The sequence below is a fragment of the Pseudarthrobacter enclensis genome (genome assembly GCF_030811655.1).
GTDB lineage: Bacteria > Actinomycetota > Actinomycetes > Actinomycetales > Micrococcaceae > Arthrobacter > Arthrobacter enclensis_A.
This window is the reverse complement of record NZ_JAUSRE010000030.1, coordinates 17175-32676: the sequence shown is the minus strand read 5'-3', so window position 1 is coordinate 32676 and position 15502 is coordinate 17175. Positions and strand designations below refer to the sequence as shown.

The window sequence follows — 15502 nt, the reverse complement described above, 5'->3', positions numbered from 1 at the left end:
CCGTTAGGGACGCAGCAGGGCGCGCAACGTCTGGATCGTGTCCGCGTCGGCGGGTGCCTTGTCCTCACGGTAGCGCTTGACGCGCGCAAACCTCAGGGCGATCCCGCCGGGGTAGCGCGGCGACTGTTGCACGCCGTCGATGGCAATTTCGACGACGGTGACCGGCTCAGTCCACACTGTGCCTGCCGTCCGCCGCACCTCGAGCTCCTGGAACCTTTCGGTCTGCCACCGCAGCAGCTCATCGGTAAGCCCCTTGAAGGTCTTGCCCACCATCACATAGCCGCCGGGTTCGCCGAACTCCCCGGTGGGGTCAAGGGCACCAAGGTGCAGGTTCGAGAGCATCCCCGTGCGCCGCCCTGACCCCCATTCGCAGGCGAGCACCACCAGGTCATAGGTGTGCACCGGCTTCACCTTAACCCAGTTGGAGCCGCGCCGCCCGGCCGCGTAGGTGGACTCGACCGCCTTCACCACGACGCCTTCGTGGCCAGCGGCAAGAGCATCCTGCGACACCCGTTCGGCAACCGCCGGATCAGCCGTGACCTCCCCGGGTATCCGGTGCGCCGGGGCAATGCGCTCCAGCACCTCGATCCGGACGGACAACGGCTCATCCAGCAGGTCCTGCCCGTCAATGTGCAGCACGTCGAAGAACCAGGGATGCAGGACCGTTTCCCGCACCGCGTCCGCCCCGAACCGTGACATGGTTTCCTGGAAAGGCCGGGGGACGCCTTCCTCGTCCAAGGCCAAGGTTTCGCCGTCGAGAATCACATCCCGCACGGGCAGGCTGCGCACCACCTGCACCACCTCGGGAAGCCTGTGGGTCACATCCGCGAGGTTGCGCGTGAAGATACTGACGTCGTCTCCGGCGCGGTGGACCTGGATGCGGGCGCCGTCGAGCTTGTGTTCCACCGAGGCCTCCCCCGTCGCCTCCACGGCTGCGCTGGGACTGGCGGCGGTGGCGGCAAGCATGGGCAGCACGGGCCTGCCAACCACCAGGCCCACAGCATCAAGCTCAGCCTCGGTGCCGGTCAGGGCCAGCATGGCGGTTCCACCAAGGTCGCCGGACAGCATGGCTGCCCTACGTACGGCACCGGCCGGCCTGCCGGAAGCGCGGGCAACGGCATCCGTCAGCACTCCTTCCAGGGCACCGGTACGAAGCTCCCCGAGCAGGACGCCCGTAACAAAGGACTGTTCGGGCGCGGTGGCCGCAGCCATCAGTTTCCGCAGGGTGGCTGCCCGCTCCGCCCCCGATCCCGTGCCCGCCGTCGCCAGCAGGCGGTCCAGGCCAGCATCGAGGTCCGCCACTGTCAGGCTGGGCTTCGCGGCGGGCTCCTCCTTGGCCGCTGCCACCGTGCTCCACCCGACGCCCACGCGGCCCTGGCGCGGCTTGGCACTGAGCAAGCCGACCGCCGTCGGGATTTCCGCGGGATCAAGGCGGCGCAGGAGGTGTGCCAGGGCATCCACCTTCGCCAGCCGGGACCGGGTCGACGCGACGGTTTGCGTGGTTTCCACGAGCTCAAGGAGCAGCATGGCACCATCCTGCCACGGGCACTGGACAGTATTTGGGGGCAGGTCCACAATGTCCGCGTGGGGATCATCGTGGCGAACCTGTTCATGACACTGGACGGCGTGTACCAGGCCCCGGGCGGCCGTGAGGAAGACACCGAAGGTGGGTTCTACTTCGGCGGCTGGCAGGCACCGGTATCCGACGACGAGGCAGGCGCTTCGATTGGGGCCGAGATCAGCCGGATGGATGCCCTGCTCCTGGGTCGGAAGACCTACGACATTTTCGCGTCCTACTGGCCCAGGCAGTCCGGTGGGATCGCCGATGCACTCAACCGGGTCCCCAAGTTCGTCGTCTCCGGCACGCTGGCCACCGCGGACTGGCCCGGCACCACTGTCCTGCAGGATCCACAGGCGGCCGGCAGGCTGCGGGATGAGTATGGCCAGGTGCATATGTTCGGCAGCGGCGTGCTGATCCGTTCCCTGCTGGCCGCAGACGTGCTGGACCGCCTCCACCTCTGGCTGTACCCGGTCACGCTTGGGCATGGCAAGCGCCTGTTCGACGCCGGGACCGCCCCGTCCACGTTCCGGCTCGCCGAGCCGGCACGCAGCTTCCCGAAGGGCGCAGTGTCGCTGGTGTACGAGCCCGCAGGAGGAGTGGAGACCCAGGAAATGACTGCCACTTAGTCCCCACCGTCCCCTAACCTCACTTCGCCCGGCCAGGGAACCCGGACGGCGTGGGCCCACCCACCGTCCCCTCACCTCACTTCACTCGGCCAGGGAACCCTCACGGCGTGGGCCTACCCAGGCATACAAAAAACCGGCCCAGCGGATGCTGGACCGGCCTTTTGTTGGGCCTACGCCCGCGGGGATTAGTGGCTGTGGCCTGCGTGCTCGTCCTCTTCGGCCGGCTTCTCCACTACCAGGGTCTCGGTGGTGAGAACCAGGGCGGCGATGGAGGCCGCGTTGCGGAGGGCTGCACGGGTGACCTTGACGGGGTCGATGACGCCCGCGCCGATCAGGTCCTCGTACTCGCCGGACTTGGCGTTGAAGCCGTTGTTGGTCTCGAGCTCGGCCACCTTGGAGGTGACCACGTAGCCGTCGAACCCGGCGTTCTGGGCGATCCAGCGCAGCGGCTGGACCAGGGCGCGGCGGACGATGCCCACCGCAGCGGCGGCGTCGCCTTCGAGGGCCTTGACGGAAGCGTCCTCATCCAGTGCCTTGAGGGCGTGGATCAGGGCGGAACCGCCGCCGGCCACGATGCCTTCTTCCAGGGCCGCGCGGGTGGAGGACACCGCGTCCTCGATGCGGTGCTTCTTTTCCTTCAGCTCAACCTCGGTGGCAGCTCCGACCTTGATGACGCCGATGCCGCCGGCCAGCTTGGCCAGGCGTTCCTGGAGCTTTTCGCGGTCCCAGTCGGAGTCGGTGCGGGTCAGCTCGGCGCGCAGCTGCGCGACGCGGGCCGCGACGTCTTCGGCCGAACCGGCGCCGTCCACGATGGTGGTGTTGTCCTTGGTGACGGTGATGCGGCGGGCTGTACCCAGCACCTCCAGGCCCACGGAGTCCAGGCTCAGGCCCAGCTCCGGGGAGACAACCTGCGCACCGGTGAGGGTGGCGATGTCCTGCAGCATGGCCTTGCGGCGGTCACCGAAGCCCGGAGCCTTGACGGCAACGACGTTCAGGGTGCCGCGGATACGGTTGACGATCAGCGTGGACAGGGCCTCACCCTCAACGTCCTCGGCGATGATGAACAGCGGCTTGGAAGCCTGCAGAGCCTTCTCAAGCAGCGGCAGGAATTCCTGGATCGAGGAGATCTTGCCCTGGTTGATCAGGATGAGCGCGTCCTCAAGGACTGCTTCCTGGCGCTCCGCGTCGGTAACGAAGTACGGGGACAGGTAGCCCTTGTCGAACTGCATGCCCTCGGTGAGGACCAGTTCGGTCTGGGTGGTGGAGGACTCTTCGATGGTGATGACACCATCCTTGCCCACTTTGCCGAAAGCCTCGGCGAGCAGCTCGCCGATTTCGTCGCTCTGGGCGGAGATGGCGGCGACGTTCGCCACCTGGGTGCCCTCGACCGGACGTGCGTTTTCCAGCAGGCGGGCGGCCACGGCTTCAACCGCAACCTCGATGCCGCGCTTGATCTGGCCCGGGGCAGCGCCCGCTGCCACGTTGCGCAGGCCTTCCTTGACCAGCGCCTGGGCCAGGACCGTCGCGGTGGTGGTGCCGTCGCCGGCAACATCGTTGGTCTTGGTGGCTACTTCCTTGGCCAGCTGTGCGCCAAGGTTCTCGTAGGGGTCGTCCAGTTCCACTTCGCGGGCGATGGTGACGCCGTCGTTCGTGATGGTGGGGGCGCCCCACTTCTTGTCCAGGACGACGTTGCGGCCGCGGGGGCCGAGCGTCACCTTGACGGTGTTCGCGAGCTTATCGATGCCGGCCTCAAGGGACCGGCGGGCAGCGTCATTAAACGCAAGCTGCTTTGCCATGGTTTTGTCCTTTCAAAGACAGAACCCCGCACTGCCGGCCAGCGTGAGCATGGCCGGCAGCACGGGGATCCGGAAGGGTTACTTGACGACGATTGCCAGGACGTCGCGGGCGGACAGCACGAGGTACTCTGTGCCGCCGGTCTTGACTTCGGTTCCGCCGTACTTGGAGTAGATGACGACGTCACCAACGGCAACATCAACGGGAACACGGTTGCCGTCTTCGAAGCGGCCGGGGCCTACTGCAACAACTTCGCCTTCCTGCGGCTTCTCCTGCGCGGAGTCCGGGATGACCAGGCCGGAAGCCGTGGTCTGCTCGGCTTCGAGCGGGCGGACAACGATACGATCCTCAAGAGGCTTAATAGAGACCGACACTCGGACCTCTCCTTTTCGTCAGCAAATTCGTGGACTGGAAAGCTTTCCGCCGTAGCTGGCAAACCGTCGTCGCGGTGCCGGCAGCAGCCTGGCTGGCAGCTCTTCATGTATTAGCACCCTCCTAGGGAGAGTGCTAATACAGACTCTATGTAAGGGTTAGCACTCGGTCAAGGTGAGTGCCAACGTTTCGTCGTGGGCGTACACCGTTCGGGCATGCACGACGCCGGGCGGCCGGCCGGGAAGGCGAGGGTACGGCTAGCGGCCCAGCTCTTCGAAGTCCACGTCCTCGCCGCCGTCGTTGTCACTGCCGCCCTGCTGCCGTCCCCGGTACAGGACCCAGCCGGACACTGCTGCGGCGAGCAGTGAAATGACGAGGAAGACGATGCTCCCGGCACGCGCGCCGTCGTACAGCCCGCGGATGTCCCGCGACTCCTGGGTGTTGTCATGGATGTCATTGCCGCCCACGGAGTAGACCGTGGCATTGAACGAATCAAGCAGGAAAATGATCACCAGCAGGGCAATGCACACCACGGCAATAACGGCGGCCGCGATCAGTACAGGACGGGCAAACCTGGCCGCACCGCGCTTCCCTGGTTCCTGGTCGCCGTTCTCTGTGGGTGCTGCGCTCTCATCCATGTTTCAACAGTATCCGCATCCCGGCATGTCCTCCTCCATTAGGCTGGAACCCATGGCTCACGCTCCCCAGGACCAGACTGCACAGGACCAGATCGCACCGCTGTTGACGCCCGAAGGCTGGGATTTGCTCGCATCCCTGGGCCCCTACCGGGACGAGGACTCCTTCGAACTCAATTCCGCCCTCCGGAAGGCCGGCCATCCTGCCGAACTGGTCTCAGCAGTCCTCACCCAGTCAAGGCTGCGCACAAGGGCCGAAGCCAAATTCGGGGAATTCGCCCGCCAAATGCTCTTCACGCAGGCCGGACTGGAGCAGGCCACGCGGCTGAACGTGGCCGCCCACCACGCGCAGCGCTTCGCTGCCGCGGGGATCGGCCAGGTGGCGGATTTGGGCTGCGGCCTCGGAGCCGACTCGCTCGCCCTCGCTTCCCTGGATCTCAATGTCACCGCCGTCGAAATGGACGAAACCACCGCGGCCTGCGCCACGGTGAACCTCATCCCATTCCCCAATGCCACGGTGGTCCACTCGGATGCGGCGTCGGTGCCGCTGGAGGGGATCGACGGGGTCTGGCTGGATCCTGCGCGGCGGGTCACCTCCACATCAGGCACCAAGCGGATCTGGGATCCCGAGGCGTTCTCCCCGCCGCTGTCCTTCGTGGAGTCGTTGGCGGCGCAGGGCAAGGCAGTGGGCGTCAAGATGGGCCCGGGCATGCCGCACGAGTCCGTCCCCGCGGACTGCGAGGCGCAGTGGGTATCGGTGGGCGCAGATGTCACCGAAGTGACCCTCTGGTTCAATGCCGTCCGCCGGCCGGGGGTGCGCCGCGCTGCCCTGCTCCTGGGTCCGCAGGGGCCGGCCGAGCTGACCAGCACGGAGGATTTCGATGCCGGCCCGAGCGCCCCGGTGGGACCCGTGGAGGGCTACCTGTACGAACCGGACGGCGCCGTCATCCGCGCCGGACTGGTGGCGGACGTTGCCCTGCAGCTCGGCGGCCACTTGGTGGACGAGCACATCGCCTACATCTGCGCTCCGGAACTCCTGGACACTCCCTTCGCCCGGGCCTACAAGGTCCTGCGGGTCATGCCTTACAACGTTAAGGCGCTCAAGGCCTGGGTGAAGCAGGAGGGCATCACCGTGCTGGACATCAAGAAACGCGGCACCGCGGTGACGCCGGAAGAGCTGCGGAAGCAGCTGCTGCCCGGCGGAAAGAATGCCAAAAAGGGGTCCGGCAAAACGGCCACCCTGGTCCTGACCCGCATCGGCGAGGACCGGGTGGCCATTGTGGTGGAACCCGTTTTAGCTGCAGCTACTGGGCGCGCATGAACTCCTCGGCCGCCCGCACCTGTTCCGCCGTCGGCCGCACGCCGGTGTAGAGGACGAACTGCTCCAGCGCCTGGATGGTGGCCACTTCAGCTCCCGTGATGACCGGTTTGCCGGCAGCGCGGGCCGCCTTGATCAGCGGGGTCTCGGCCGGCAGCGCCACCACGTCGAAAACCACCTGCGCCGCATCAATGGCTTCGGCAGGGAAGGACAGGGTTTCAGCTTCGGCGCCTCCCGCCATGCCGATCGGGGTGACGTTGATGATCAGGTCAGCCGTCCCGCCGTCGAGCGCTGGACGCCACTGGAAGCCGTACTGGTCCGCAAGCGCGCGCCCGGCTGTTTCGTTCCTGGCGATGACGGTGACGTCGGTGAAGCCGCCGTCCCGGAGGGCCGCCACAGTGGCCTTGGCCATGCCGCCGGCGCCCTGGACCAGCACGGAATAGTCCGTCGGAACCTCGTTGGAAGCCAGGAGCTGCTCAATGGCGGTGTAGTCGGTGTTGTACGCCTTGAGGTGCCCGTCGGTGTTCACGATGGTGTTCACCGAATCGATGGCCTTTGCTGAAGGATCCATCTCGTCAACCAGGGCGATGACGTCTTCCTTGTACGGCATGGAGATGGCGCAGCCGCGGATGCCCAGCCCGCGCACGCCGGCGATGGCCTGTTCAAGGTTGGTGGGCGCAAACGCTTTGTAGATCCAGTTCAGGTCCAGCTGTTCGTACAGGTGGTTGTGGAACCGGGTTCCGTTGTTGCTGGGCCGGGCAGAGAGCGAGATGCAGAGGGTCATGTCTTTATTCAGAATGGGCACCAGACCATTAAACGCGCTCCGGCCCCCGTGCGCGTTCCGGCATCAGGGGCAGCCGCTCCCGGCCGGGAAAGGCCCGACGGCGGCGGGCAGCTTCCCCGGCGCCGGCGCCTTGCCGGCAAGCACGGCTGCCAGCGCGTCGAAGGCCGCGTCCGTGCGGCCGTACAGCGCCAGCTTCACCGGCGCTGTGGAGCCCTGGAGCGGCCAGGGGGCATCCAGGGCCACCGCGATGTCGCCGCCGGCTGGTTTTCCGCCGAACCCGATCAGGCTCACCAGTGGTCCTGATCCCACCGTGAGCCCGGCCCGGGCGGCAGCGGCTTCGAAGCGCTCCCGGTCCCCCGGTCCCCCGCCGGCCACGCGTACCGCACCGGGCACCAGCGGGCCGCTGCAGGGACCGGAAACAACCGTGACGGCCGACGCCGAGACCTGGGCAGACAGGGCCGCAGCACTTCCGGCCGGAGCGCCCGCACCCGCTGCTCCGGGAGCAGGCGCGGTGCGTGCACGCCAGATCATCATGGTGGCCACCCGCTGCGCGGCCTCGTCCAGGCGCGCCTCCGGCAGGGTGCCGGCCGCCAGGGCCTGGAGGATGGCGGCGTGTGCCTGTGACACATCGGCTGGCATCAGCAGCAGGTCCGCGCCCGCGGCGAGGGCCTTTACCGCTGCGGCGCCCGCAGGGTACTGGTTGTCCACCGCACCCATGTTGAGGGCGTCAGTGACGGCAACCCCCTTGAAGCCCAGTTGCCTGAGCGCCGCGTAGCTTGTGGCAGAGAGCGACGACGGCACGCCGGGCTCCAGCGCGGGCACGGCGATGTGCCCGGTCATCACGATCGGGAGGCCGGCTGCGACGGCGGCCTGGAATGGCTTCCAGTCGCGGCCCCGGAGCTCATCAAGGCTGGCCGGCTGCACGGGAAGGCTGAGGTGGGAATCCGTGGTGACCGAGCCGTGCCCCGGAAAGTGCTTGACGGTGGGCAGAACGCCGGCGTCCAGCATGCCTTGGGAAAAAGCCACTCCATGGGCTGCCGCGGCCGCCGGGTCTGCTGACATGGAACGCGCCCCGATGGTGGGGTCGCTCGGGCCAATGGTCACATCGGTGTCAGGGGCGAAGTCGAGGTCGAAACCCAGCGGCAGCAGTTCCCCGGCCAGGCCTTTACCGGCCTGGCGCGTCAGGCCCGGATTGCCGGCGGCACCGTAGCTCATGGGCATCGGCCACTCCGTGAGGGGCGCCCCGACGCGTGCCACCGCACCTCCTTCCTGGTCCACGGCGATGATGCCGGGCCACGGCCGGCCATCAGCGGCAACAGCCTGCAGCAGCCGCTGGTTCACGGCGCCCATGGCGCCCAGGTCCACCCGTCCCTGCGGATCGCGCGGCACGTTGTCGCCCATGATGATGGACCCCGCCAGGTGCAGGCGCTGGATGAGCGCGGCATGTGCCTCCACCTGGTTGCCCTTGAAGAACGGAAGCAGGACCTGCCCGGCCTTTTGCTCCGGCGACATCGCCGCCACGGCCGCCACGGCGGCATCCTGGTCCCGCTGCTCCGGGCCCCACCCCAGAGGTCGGGAACCCGGGTCCGGTGCGGGAGAAGCGGAAGGGGGCGCCGTCGTCGTACTTGCTGATGCTGAAGGAGCCGCCTCCGTTGGGGCAGCAGAAGACGACGGCGGGGCCGGGCTTGGGGAGGCGGAACAGGAGGCCAGCGCCAGGGCGGACAAGGCCAGGAGAAGGGGGAAGGACGTGGCGGGCTTGTGATGCAAGGGGAACGGTGCCATCACTACGATGCTACCCCTGCACTAGACTTGAACCACCCGTTCGCCTGCCGGCTGCAGCCTGTGAGCGGCATCAGCCAGCGGCAACCGGACAGTAAGGAAGCGTGTGAAGATCGACTTCGCCCCATCGAGGCAGTCAACCCTCGGTGTTGAGTGGGAGCTTGCACTGGTGGACGGGAAGACGGGCGAACTCGCATCCGTTGCCAACCAGGTGCTCCGCGGTGTGGCCGCGCGCCATCCGGAACTCAACGAAGACGACGAACATCCGCACATCAAGCAGGAACTGCTGCTGAACACCGTGGAGCTGGTCACCGGTATTTGCGAGACCGCCACAGAAGCCAAGGAAGACCTGAACCGGTCCGTGGCCGCTGTCCGCGAAATCACCGATCCCATGGGCGTCGAACTGTTCTGTGCCGGCAGCCATCCGTTCAGCCCGCCGCAGCTGCAGCCCGTGACGGACAAGGCGCGCTACGCGAAGCTCATCGACCGGACCCAGTGGTGGGGCCGGCAGATGGTCATTTACGGGGTGCACGTGCATGTGGGCCTGGACCGCCGGGACAAGGCGCTTCCCGTACTGGACGGCCTGGTCAACTACTTTCCGCACTTCCAGGCGCTCTCTGCGTCCAGCCCGTTCTGGGGCGGCGAGGACACGGGCTACGCCTCCCAGCGGGCGCTGATGTTCCAGCAGCTCCCCACCGCCGGACTGCCCTTCCAGTTCAAATCCTGGGAGGAGTACGAGTCCTACGTCCAGGACATGTTCACCACGGGTGTCATCGACACCATCTCGGAGATCCGCTGGGACATCCGGCCCGTGCCCGCCCTCGGCACCATCGAAATGCGCATCTGCGACGGCCTGGCCACCCTGGAGGAAGTGGGCGCCATCGCGGCCCTCACCCAGTGCCTGGTGGACGAGTTCTCCACCATCCTGGACAACGGCGGCACCATCCCCACCATGCCGCCCTGGCATGTGCAGGAGAACAAGTGGCGCGCAGCCCGCTACGGGATGGACGCCATCATCATCCTGGACGCCGCGGGGCGCGAGCAGCTGGTGACCGACCACCTGCTGGAGACGCTGAACCGCTTGGAACCTGTCGCGGCCAAGCTGCGCTGCGCTGACGAACTTGCCGACGTCGAGAAGATCATCCGCCGTGGCGCCGGCTACCAGCGGCAGCGCCGGGTGGCAGCGGAGAACGGCGGGAACCTCCAGGCCGTGGTGCTGGACCTGGTGAAGCAGATGCGCAACGGCCCCACCGCCTGAGTGGTCCGCCCCGAAACGGGGCACTTCGACACGGACACGCCGGCCGCCGTCGTGATGTCCGTCGCGGAGCCCCCGAAGTGCCCCGCGACGGCTCCCCGGGGCCAGGGCTGGGGTCAGGCCGGAAGGGATACCGAGGTGACCGGCATTGACGAATCCGGGGCGAACCCAATTCCGCTTGGCTCCACGCCTGCCATCACCAGCTGCGCGCCGAGGGCGGCCACCATGGCGCCGTTGTCCGTGCAGAGATCCAGGGGCGGGACGTGCAGCCGGATGCCGGCGGACGCGCATCGCTGCCCGGTCAGTTCGCGGAGCCGTGAGTTGGCCGCCACTCCCCCGCCCAGCAGGACGTCCTTGATGCCCTGCTCGCGGCAGGCCAGGACCGCCTTGGATGAAATCACGTCCACCACGGCCTCCTGGAAAGCGGCCGCAATGTCGGCAACCGGGAGCTCTTCGCCGCGTGCCTCGAACTGCTCCACGCACCGGGCCACGGCGGTCTTGAGTCCGCTGAAGGACCAGTCGTACCGGTGCGGCCCGGGTTCGTCCGCGGTGCCCATGTACTTGGGCTGGGTCAAGCCGCGGGGGAAGCGGATTGCCTTGGGGTTGCCATTGCGGGCCATCTTGTCGATGGCCGGGCCGCCCGGATAGCCCAGCCCCAGGATCCGCGCCACTTTGTCGTAGGCTTCTCCGGCGGCGTCGTCGATGGTGGAGCCCAGGAGTTCAACGTCGCCGGTAATGCTCTTGATCCGCAGGATCTCGGTGTGGCCGCCGGACACCAGCAGGGCGCCCAGGTTTTCCGGCAGTTCCTGCTTCCGGCCGCTGGCGCGGTCGTCCAGCAGTCCCACGCCGACGTGCGCCACCAGGTGGTTGATCGCGTACAGCGGTTTTCCGGTGGCGACGGCGAGCGCCTTGGCGGTGCACACGCCCACCATGAGCGCGCCGGCCAGCCCGGGCCCGGAAGTGACGGCGATGGCGTCCACGTCGTCCAAGGTGACGCCGGCGTCAGCAAGTGCCTGGTCGAGGGTGGGGACGAAGGCGTCCAGGTGGGCGCGGGACGCGATCTCGGGAATCACGCCGCCGAAGCGGACGTGCTCGTCCATCGAGGAGGAGACGGTGTTGGTCAGGAGGGACGTCCCGCGGACGATGCCGACGCCGGTTTCGTCGCAGGATGATTCGATGCCCAGTACCAGGGGCTGGGTGCGGTTCATGCCTGGCCTGCCTCCGTTGCTTCGTGTCCTTCAGGGTGTGATGCGGCCAGCTGGAGCCGCATGATGAGGGCATCCACGCCGTCGCGGTAGTAGCGCGGCCGGACATGGATCTGTTCAAAGCCGAACCGCACGTACAGGTCCTGCGCCCGCGGGTTGTCGGCACGGACCTCGAGCAGGACGTCGGCGGCGCCGCGGTGCCGGGCCTCATCGATCAGTTGCGTGAGCAGGGCGCTGCCGATGCCGCGGCCCTCATGGTCGGGGACGACGGCGATCGTCTGGACGTCCGCGATCGGCTCGATGCACATCAGGCCGGCGTAGCCCACGATGCCTTCGTCCGTTTCCGCCACGAGGTAGCGGCGGGTCTCCGGCTGGGACAGCTCGTCCAGGAACATCTGCACGGGCCACGCGTCGATGGGGAAAAGCTTGTGTTCCAACACCCCGACGGCGGGGATGTCGTCCAGAGTCATGTCCCGGATGGTGATTCCTGCCAGGCGGAGGTGCGGGACGGTGTTCACAGTGCCCGCTTCCGTGGTCCGGGTACCTGCGCGTCGGACTCGCGCAGGTACAGGGGGGTGGAGTCCAGCAGTTCGGCGCCGGAAGCCAACCGGGCCAGCGCAAACTGGCCCAGGTACAGGGCGTCGGGCTGCTCCCCGGCAAAATCAGGATGGGCCTTGAGCACGTCCCTGTACAGTCCGGCACCTGCCCCGAATGCCGGCAGGTCCGGCAGGTCGGCCGCGAATCCTACGTGCGGACCGTCCTCCAGCAGGGGAAGCTGGTCATCCGAGAGGCTGTAGCGGGCCCAGTAGACCTCCTTGCGGCGGGCATCGGTCACCACCAGGAACTCGGGAACGGCGGCCGTGGACTCGGCGACTTCCAGCGCGACGGCATCCAGGCTCATCACCCCGTGCAGGGGTTTGCCCCAGACAAACGAGAAGGTGCGGGCGGTGGCAATGCCCGAGCGCAGTCCCGTGAACGGGCCGGGTCCCACGCCCACCACCACGGCGTCAACGTCCTGGCCCCTGACACCGGCCCCGGACAGCATCGCGCTGATTCCCGGGGCGAGCACCTCGGCGTGGCTCCGGGTGTCCTCCGTGGAAAAGCTGGCCAGCACGCTTTCCGGCGCGTCATCGGATACCAGGGCTGCGCTGGCGACCGCCGACGTATCGATGGCAAGGATCAGCATCCCGTGCCTCCTTCGAAGCCTCCGAGTTCGGGGGCGGTGGCCCACCGGGGCCCGTATCCGCGCATCACAATGGTGCGGGGTTCGTCCGTGTCTTCGCCATCGAAGTCCAGGTTCACGGCCGGTCCGGAACTCCCGGCAGCAGCCAGGCCGCCGGCCCCCAGCCCGATGGCCCGGTGCAGATCGATCTCCAGCCGGCTCTCGCTCAGGTGCTCCACCCGCTCATGCCCCCACTCCACCACGGTGACGGAGGAGTCCATGGTGTTTTCAAGGTCGATGTCGTCGATTTCAGCCGCCGAGCCCAGCCGGTAGGCGTCAACGTGGACCAGGTCGGGGCCGCCGGGACGGGGACCGTCCGGCAGGTTGGGGTGGATCCGGACCAGGACGAAGGTCGGGGAAATGATGCCTGGCCGGACGCCCAGACCCTCGCCCAGGCCCTGGGTGAACGTGGTCTTCCCGGCACCCAGCTCGCCGGACAGCACCAGCAGGTCCCCGGCCTGCAGTACCTCCGCCAAACGCGCGCCGAAAGCGTGCGTCTGGTCCGCCGTCGTCGCCGTGAAGGTCTTTTCCCAGTTGGCAACTGGCTCTTCAGGCGCGCTCACGGGGTGCCCGCCTTGCCGGGGACGGCAACCAGGCCGGTGTCGTTGCGTGCCGGTTCGTCCTCGTTGATGAAGCGGCGGGGTACGCGGGGGCTGATCCTGGTGACGATTTCGTAGTTGATGGTCCCGGCGGCGCGTGCCCAGTCGTCAGCCGTGGGGCCGCCGTCGGACCCGTCACCGAACAGTTCCGCTTCCGCCCCGTGCAGGCCCGCTCCTGAGGCCTCCGGCCCGAGGTCGATGACCATCTGGTCCATGGCGATCCGCCCCACCACCGGATAGGTCTTACCGGCCACGCGGACTGGGCCGCCCGTGGCGACGCGGGGAACGCCGTCGGCATAGCCCATGGGGATCAGCGCCAAGGTGCTGGCCTCCCTGGTGCGGTAATGCAGGCCGTAGGAGACACCCTGTCCCGCGGGCACCTCCTTGCACTGCGAGACCAGCGTGCGCAGGGTCATGGCAGGGCGAAGTCCCAGCTCGGCGGACGTCTGCCCCTCAAAGGGCGAGAGCCCGTACATTCCGAGGCCCACCCGCACCAGGTCGAAGTGCGTGTCCGGCCGGGACAGGGTGGCCGGGGTGTTGGCCAGATGCCGGACTTCCGGGTCAACGCCTGCATCCTCCGCTATGGCCAGTGCCTCGCGGAATGCCGCCACCTGCTGGTCCGTTTCGGGCCGCTCCGGTTCATCGGCCACGGCCAGGTGGGAGAAGATGCCCACCACGCGCAGCAGGCCCTGGTCCTGGTACTCCACGGCCTCCCCCACCAGGCGGTCCCAGGTCTCCGGAGTTGCGCCATTGCGGCCCAGTCCGGTGTCCACCTTGAGGTGAATGCGGGCAGGGCGTTCCTGCTCACGGGCGGCGGCAACAATGCGTTCCAGCTCCCACCCCGAGCAGCCGATGTCGACGCCGGCAGCCACGGCGGCGCCGAAGTTGCTGTCGGTGGTGTGCAGCCAGGCGAGAAGGGGGGCGTCGATGCCGGCGGCCCGCAGCCCGAGGGCCTCGGAAATGTGGGCGACGCCCAGCCAGGAGGCACCGGCCTGCAGGGCGGCGCGGGCCACCGGGACGGCCCCGTGCCCGTAGGCATCGGCCTTGACGACGGCCATGACTTTCGCTGGGGAAGCTGCGTCGGCCAACCGGCGGACGTTGTGCCGGATGGCGTCCAGGTCGATCACGGCGGACCGCTCGTGGCGGGGGTCCGGCCCGGAGGCAGCACTGAATTCACCGGTTGTTGCGGGGTAGGTCACCTGATTGATTCTAGTGCGGGCACTTCACGCCGAATAATCAGGGGCCGCGCCGCTTAGGCGTCCGACAGGTGCGCGATGGTTGCCGCCGCCCTGCGCTGGGCAGCCAGCGGCACGTCTTCGATGATGTCCGCGAGGAACCCGAAGCGCCTAAGCCACTGGCTGGTCTGCCGTTCCGGGCGCGCATTGGCGCGTTTCCACCAGTCGGCGATGTCCCCCCAGCCCGGAGCGGCCAGGGATCCGCCCACCTCCTGCACCGCCAGGGACGCGCACAGGTTGGCGAACCGGAGCCTGTCCCCCAGCGGCCAGCCAGCCAGGGTTCCCACGATGAACGCCGCGTCGAAACAGTCCCCGGCTCCCGTGGGGTCATGGGCCTTGACCGGAAGGGACGGCACCCACTCCTCCTCACCGGTTTCCGAGTCCACGGCCATGGCGCCCTGCGCTCCGAGGGTCACCACGGCCACGGGCACCCGGTCCGCCAGCGCGTAGAGGGCGCTCCACGGATTGTCCTTGCCCGTGAAGGCCATTGCCTCGCGCTGGTTGGGCAGGAACGCGTAGAAGTACTTCAGGTTTTCGAGCCGCACCGGCGCCCACTCCCCGCTGGGATCCCAGCCTACGTCCCCAAACAGCTTCACCCCGGACGCATGCGCGGCCCGGGCCCAGGTTTCCATCTCCAGGCCCAGCTCGGCTATGCCGGCGAGCGCTTTGGGCGGCTTTCCAATGAGCTCGGAGTTGGTCACGGGAGCGGAGTGCCCGTGGGTGACCAGCGAGCGGTCCTGGTCCACGCACAGGGACACAGTGACCGGTGAGTGCCATCCCGGGACGCGGCGGGAGAGGCTGAGGTCCACGTGTTCCTGGTTGGAGAGGATTTTCCAGTTGAAGTCCCCGTACCCGTCATCCCCGAACGCTGCCGCCAGCCCGGTGCGCAGGCCCAGCCTCGCGGCGGCGATCGCCTGGTTCGCCACCCCGCCGGGACAGCTGCCCATGCCGTCGCTCCAGATCTCGGTGCCCGGTTCCGGCCCGTGGGGAAGGCCGGTGAAGATGATGTCCTGGAACACGGTTCCGGCCAGCAGGAGGTCGAATCCCGGCTCGGCCGGTGAGCGGACGGCCGCCAGCGGATCGAAGGGGCGGGCTGGCATCGCGTCCATAGTGCGCA

The 15502-nt window shown here is 68.0% G+C and carries 15 protein-coding genes; 3 read left to right on the top strand and 12 right to left on the bottom strand.

Annotated elements, in window-relative coordinates:
• Positions 1–3 precede the first annotated feature (3 nt).
• Positions 4–1527, bottom strand: a complete 1524-nt coding sequence (locus J2X98_RS20440; protein ID WP_307311929.1) for an ATP-dependent DNA ligase — start codon at positions 1525–1527, stop codon at positions 4–6.
• A gap of 57 nt (positions 1528–1584) precedes the next feature.
• On the opposite strand from J2X98_RS20440, the gene J2X98_RS20435 reads away from it, so the two are divergent.
• On the top strand, positions 1585–2187 hold the full coding sequence (locus J2X98_RS20435) for a dihydrofolate reductase family protein (RefSeq protein ID WP_307311927.1): 603 nt from the start codon (positions 1585–1587) through the stop codon (positions 2185–2187).
• Positions 2188–2372: 185 nt separating this feature from the next.
• Here the strand turns inward: J2X98_RS20435 and groL are convergent, their stop codons facing one another.
• The 3 genes from groL to J2X98_RS20420 form a co-directional block, all read right to left on the bottom strand.
• A complete protein-coding gene (groL, locus tag J2X98_RS20430; protein WP_307311925.1) occupies positions 2373–3983 on the bottom strand; it encodes a chaperonin GroEL in 1611 nt (536 codons plus the stop codon).
• Between the two features lie 78 nt (positions 3984–4061).
• Complete coding sequence (groES, locus tag J2X98_RS20425; protein WP_003805290.1) at positions 4062–4355, bottom strand: co-chaperone GroES; 294 nt, start codon at positions 4353–4355, stop codon at positions 4062–4064.
• A gap of 255 nt (positions 4356–4610) precedes the next feature.
• Complete coding sequence (locus tag J2X98_RS20420) at positions 4611–4991, bottom strand: hypothetical protein (protein WP_141942535.1); 381 nt, start codon at positions 4989–4991, stop codon at positions 4611–4613.
• A gap of 52 nt (positions 4992–5043) precedes the next feature.
• Here J2X98_RS20420 and J2X98_RS20415 point away from each other — a divergent pair, with 52 nt between their 5' ends.
• A complete protein-coding gene (locus J2X98_RS20415; RefSeq protein ID WP_307311924.1) occupies positions 5044–6309 on the top strand; it encodes a class I SAM-dependent methyltransferase in 1266 nt (421 codons plus the stop codon).
• Here the strand turns inward: J2X98_RS20415 and J2X98_RS20410 are convergent.
• Positions 6293–7090 (bottom strand): shikimate 5-dehydrogenase, encoded by a 798-nt coding sequence (locus J2X98_RS20410; protein WP_307311943.1) that lies wholly within the window; start codon positions 7088–7090, stop codon positions 6293–6295. The genes J2X98_RS20415 and J2X98_RS20410 overlap by 17 nt on opposite strands.
• A 63-nt stretch (positions 7091–7153) precedes the next feature.
• Entirely contained in the window at positions 7154–8602 is a 1449-nt protein-coding gene (locus tag J2X98_RS20405) for a glycoside hydrolase family 3 N-terminal domain-containing protein (protein ID WP_307311941.1), read from the bottom strand.
• A 373-nt stretch (positions 8603–8975) separates the two neighbouring features.
• Here J2X98_RS20405 and J2X98_RS20400 point away from each other — a divergent pair, with 373 nt between their 5' ends.
• Positions 8976–10127, top strand: coding sequence for a glutamate--cysteine ligase (locus tag J2X98_RS20400; protein WP_307311922.1), 1152 nt, complete (start codon positions 8976–8978; stop codon positions 10125–10127).
• Positions 10128–10240: 113 nt separating this feature from the next.
• On the opposite strand, the gene tsaD is transcribed toward J2X98_RS20400, so the two are convergent.
• The 6 genes from tsaD to J2X98_RS20370 are packed head-to-tail and all read right to left on the bottom strand — an operon-like array spanning position 10241 to position 15494.
• The gene (tsaD, locus tag J2X98_RS20395; protein WP_307311920.1) at positions 10241–11332 is read right to left on the bottom strand and encodes a tRNA (adenosine(37)-N6)-threonylcarbamoyltransferase complex transferase subunit TsaD; all 1092 of its coding nucleotides are present in this window, start codon (positions 11330–11332) and stop codon (positions 10241–10243) included.
• Positions 11329–11799, bottom strand: a complete 471-nt coding sequence (rimI, locus tag J2X98_RS20390; protein WP_373460938.1) for a ribosomal protein S18-alanine N-acetyltransferase — start codon at positions 11797–11799, stop codon at positions 11329–11331. The genes tsaD and rimI overlap by 4 nt, the downstream gene beginning before the upstream one ends.
• A 44-nt stretch (positions 11800–11843) precedes the next feature.
• Positions 11844–12515 carry a tRNA (adenosine(37)-N6)-threonylcarbamoyltransferase complex dimerization subunit type 1 TsaB gene (gene tsaB / locus J2X98_RS20385; RefSeq protein WP_307311914.1) on the bottom strand — a complete coding sequence of 224 codons (672 nt, stop codon included), beginning with the start codon at positions 12513–12515 and terminating at the stop codon, positions 11844–11846.
• A complete protein-coding gene (gene tsaE / locus J2X98_RS20380) occupies positions 12509–13114 on the bottom strand; it encodes a tRNA (adenosine(37)-N6)-threonylcarbamoyltransferase complex ATPase subunit type 1 TsaE (protein WP_307311912.1) in 606 nt (201 codons plus the stop codon). Before tsaE ends, tsaB begins: the two co-directional genes overlap by 7 nt.
• On the bottom strand, positions 13111–14349 hold the full coding sequence (gene alr, locus J2X98_RS20375; RefSeq protein WP_141942550.1) for an alanine racemase: 1239 nt from the start codon (positions 14347–14349) through the stop codon (positions 13111–13113). The genes tsaE and alr overlap by 4 nt, the downstream gene beginning before the upstream one ends.
• A 53-nt stretch (positions 14350–14402) precedes the next feature.
• On the bottom strand, positions 14403–15494 hold the full coding sequence (locus tag J2X98_RS20370; protein ID WP_307311906.1) for a carbohydrate kinase family protein: 1092 nt from the start codon (positions 15492–15494) through the stop codon (positions 14403–14405).
• Positions 15495–15502: the final 8 nt, after the last annotated feature.

What these genes read in the sequence shown, in the direction of transcription:
- tsaB (WP_307311914.1), bottom strand. Translation starts at nt 12,515, where the DNA reads ATGCTGATCCTTGCCATCGATACGTCGGCGGTCGCCAGCGCAGCCCTG.
- J2X98_RS20410 (WP_307311943.1), bottom strand. Translation starts at nt 7,090, where the DNA reads ATGACCCTCTGCATCTCGCTCTCTGCCCGGCCCAGCAACAACGGAACC.
- tsaD (WP_307311920.1), bottom strand. Translation starts at nt 11,332, where the DNA reads ATGAACCGCACCCAGCCCCTGGTACTGGGCATCGAATCATCCTGCGAC.
- J2X98_RS20405 (WP_307311941.1), bottom strand. Translation starts at nt 8,602, where the DNA reads ATGTCGCCGGAGCAAAAGGCCGGGCAGGTCCTGCTTCCGTTCTTCAAG.
- groL (WP_307311925.1), bottom strand. Translation starts at nt 3,983, where the DNA reads ATGGCAAAGCAGCTTGCGTTTAATGACGCTGCCCGCCGGTCCCTTGAG.
- J2X98_RS20370 (WP_307311906.1), bottom strand. Translation starts at nt 15,494, where the DNA reads ATGGACGCGATGCCAGCCCGCCCCTTCGATCCGCTGGCGGCCGTCCGC.
- J2X98_RS20420 (WP_141942535.1), bottom strand. Translation starts at nt 4,991, where the DNA reads ATGGATGAGAGCGCAGCACCCACAGAGAACGGCGACCAGGAACCAGGG.
- J2X98_RS20415 (WP_307311924.1), top strand. Translation starts at nt 5,044, where the DNA reads ATGGCTCACGCTCCCCAGGACCAGACTGCACAGGACCAGATCGCACCG.
- rimI (WP_373460938.1), bottom strand. Translation starts at nt 11,799, where the DNA reads ATGACTCTGGACGACATCCCCGCCGTCGGGGTGTTGGAACACAAGCTT.
- J2X98_RS20440 (WP_307311929.1), bottom strand. Translation starts at nt 1,527, where the DNA reads ATGCTGCTCCTTGAGCTCGTGGAAACCACGCAAACCGTCGCGTCGACC.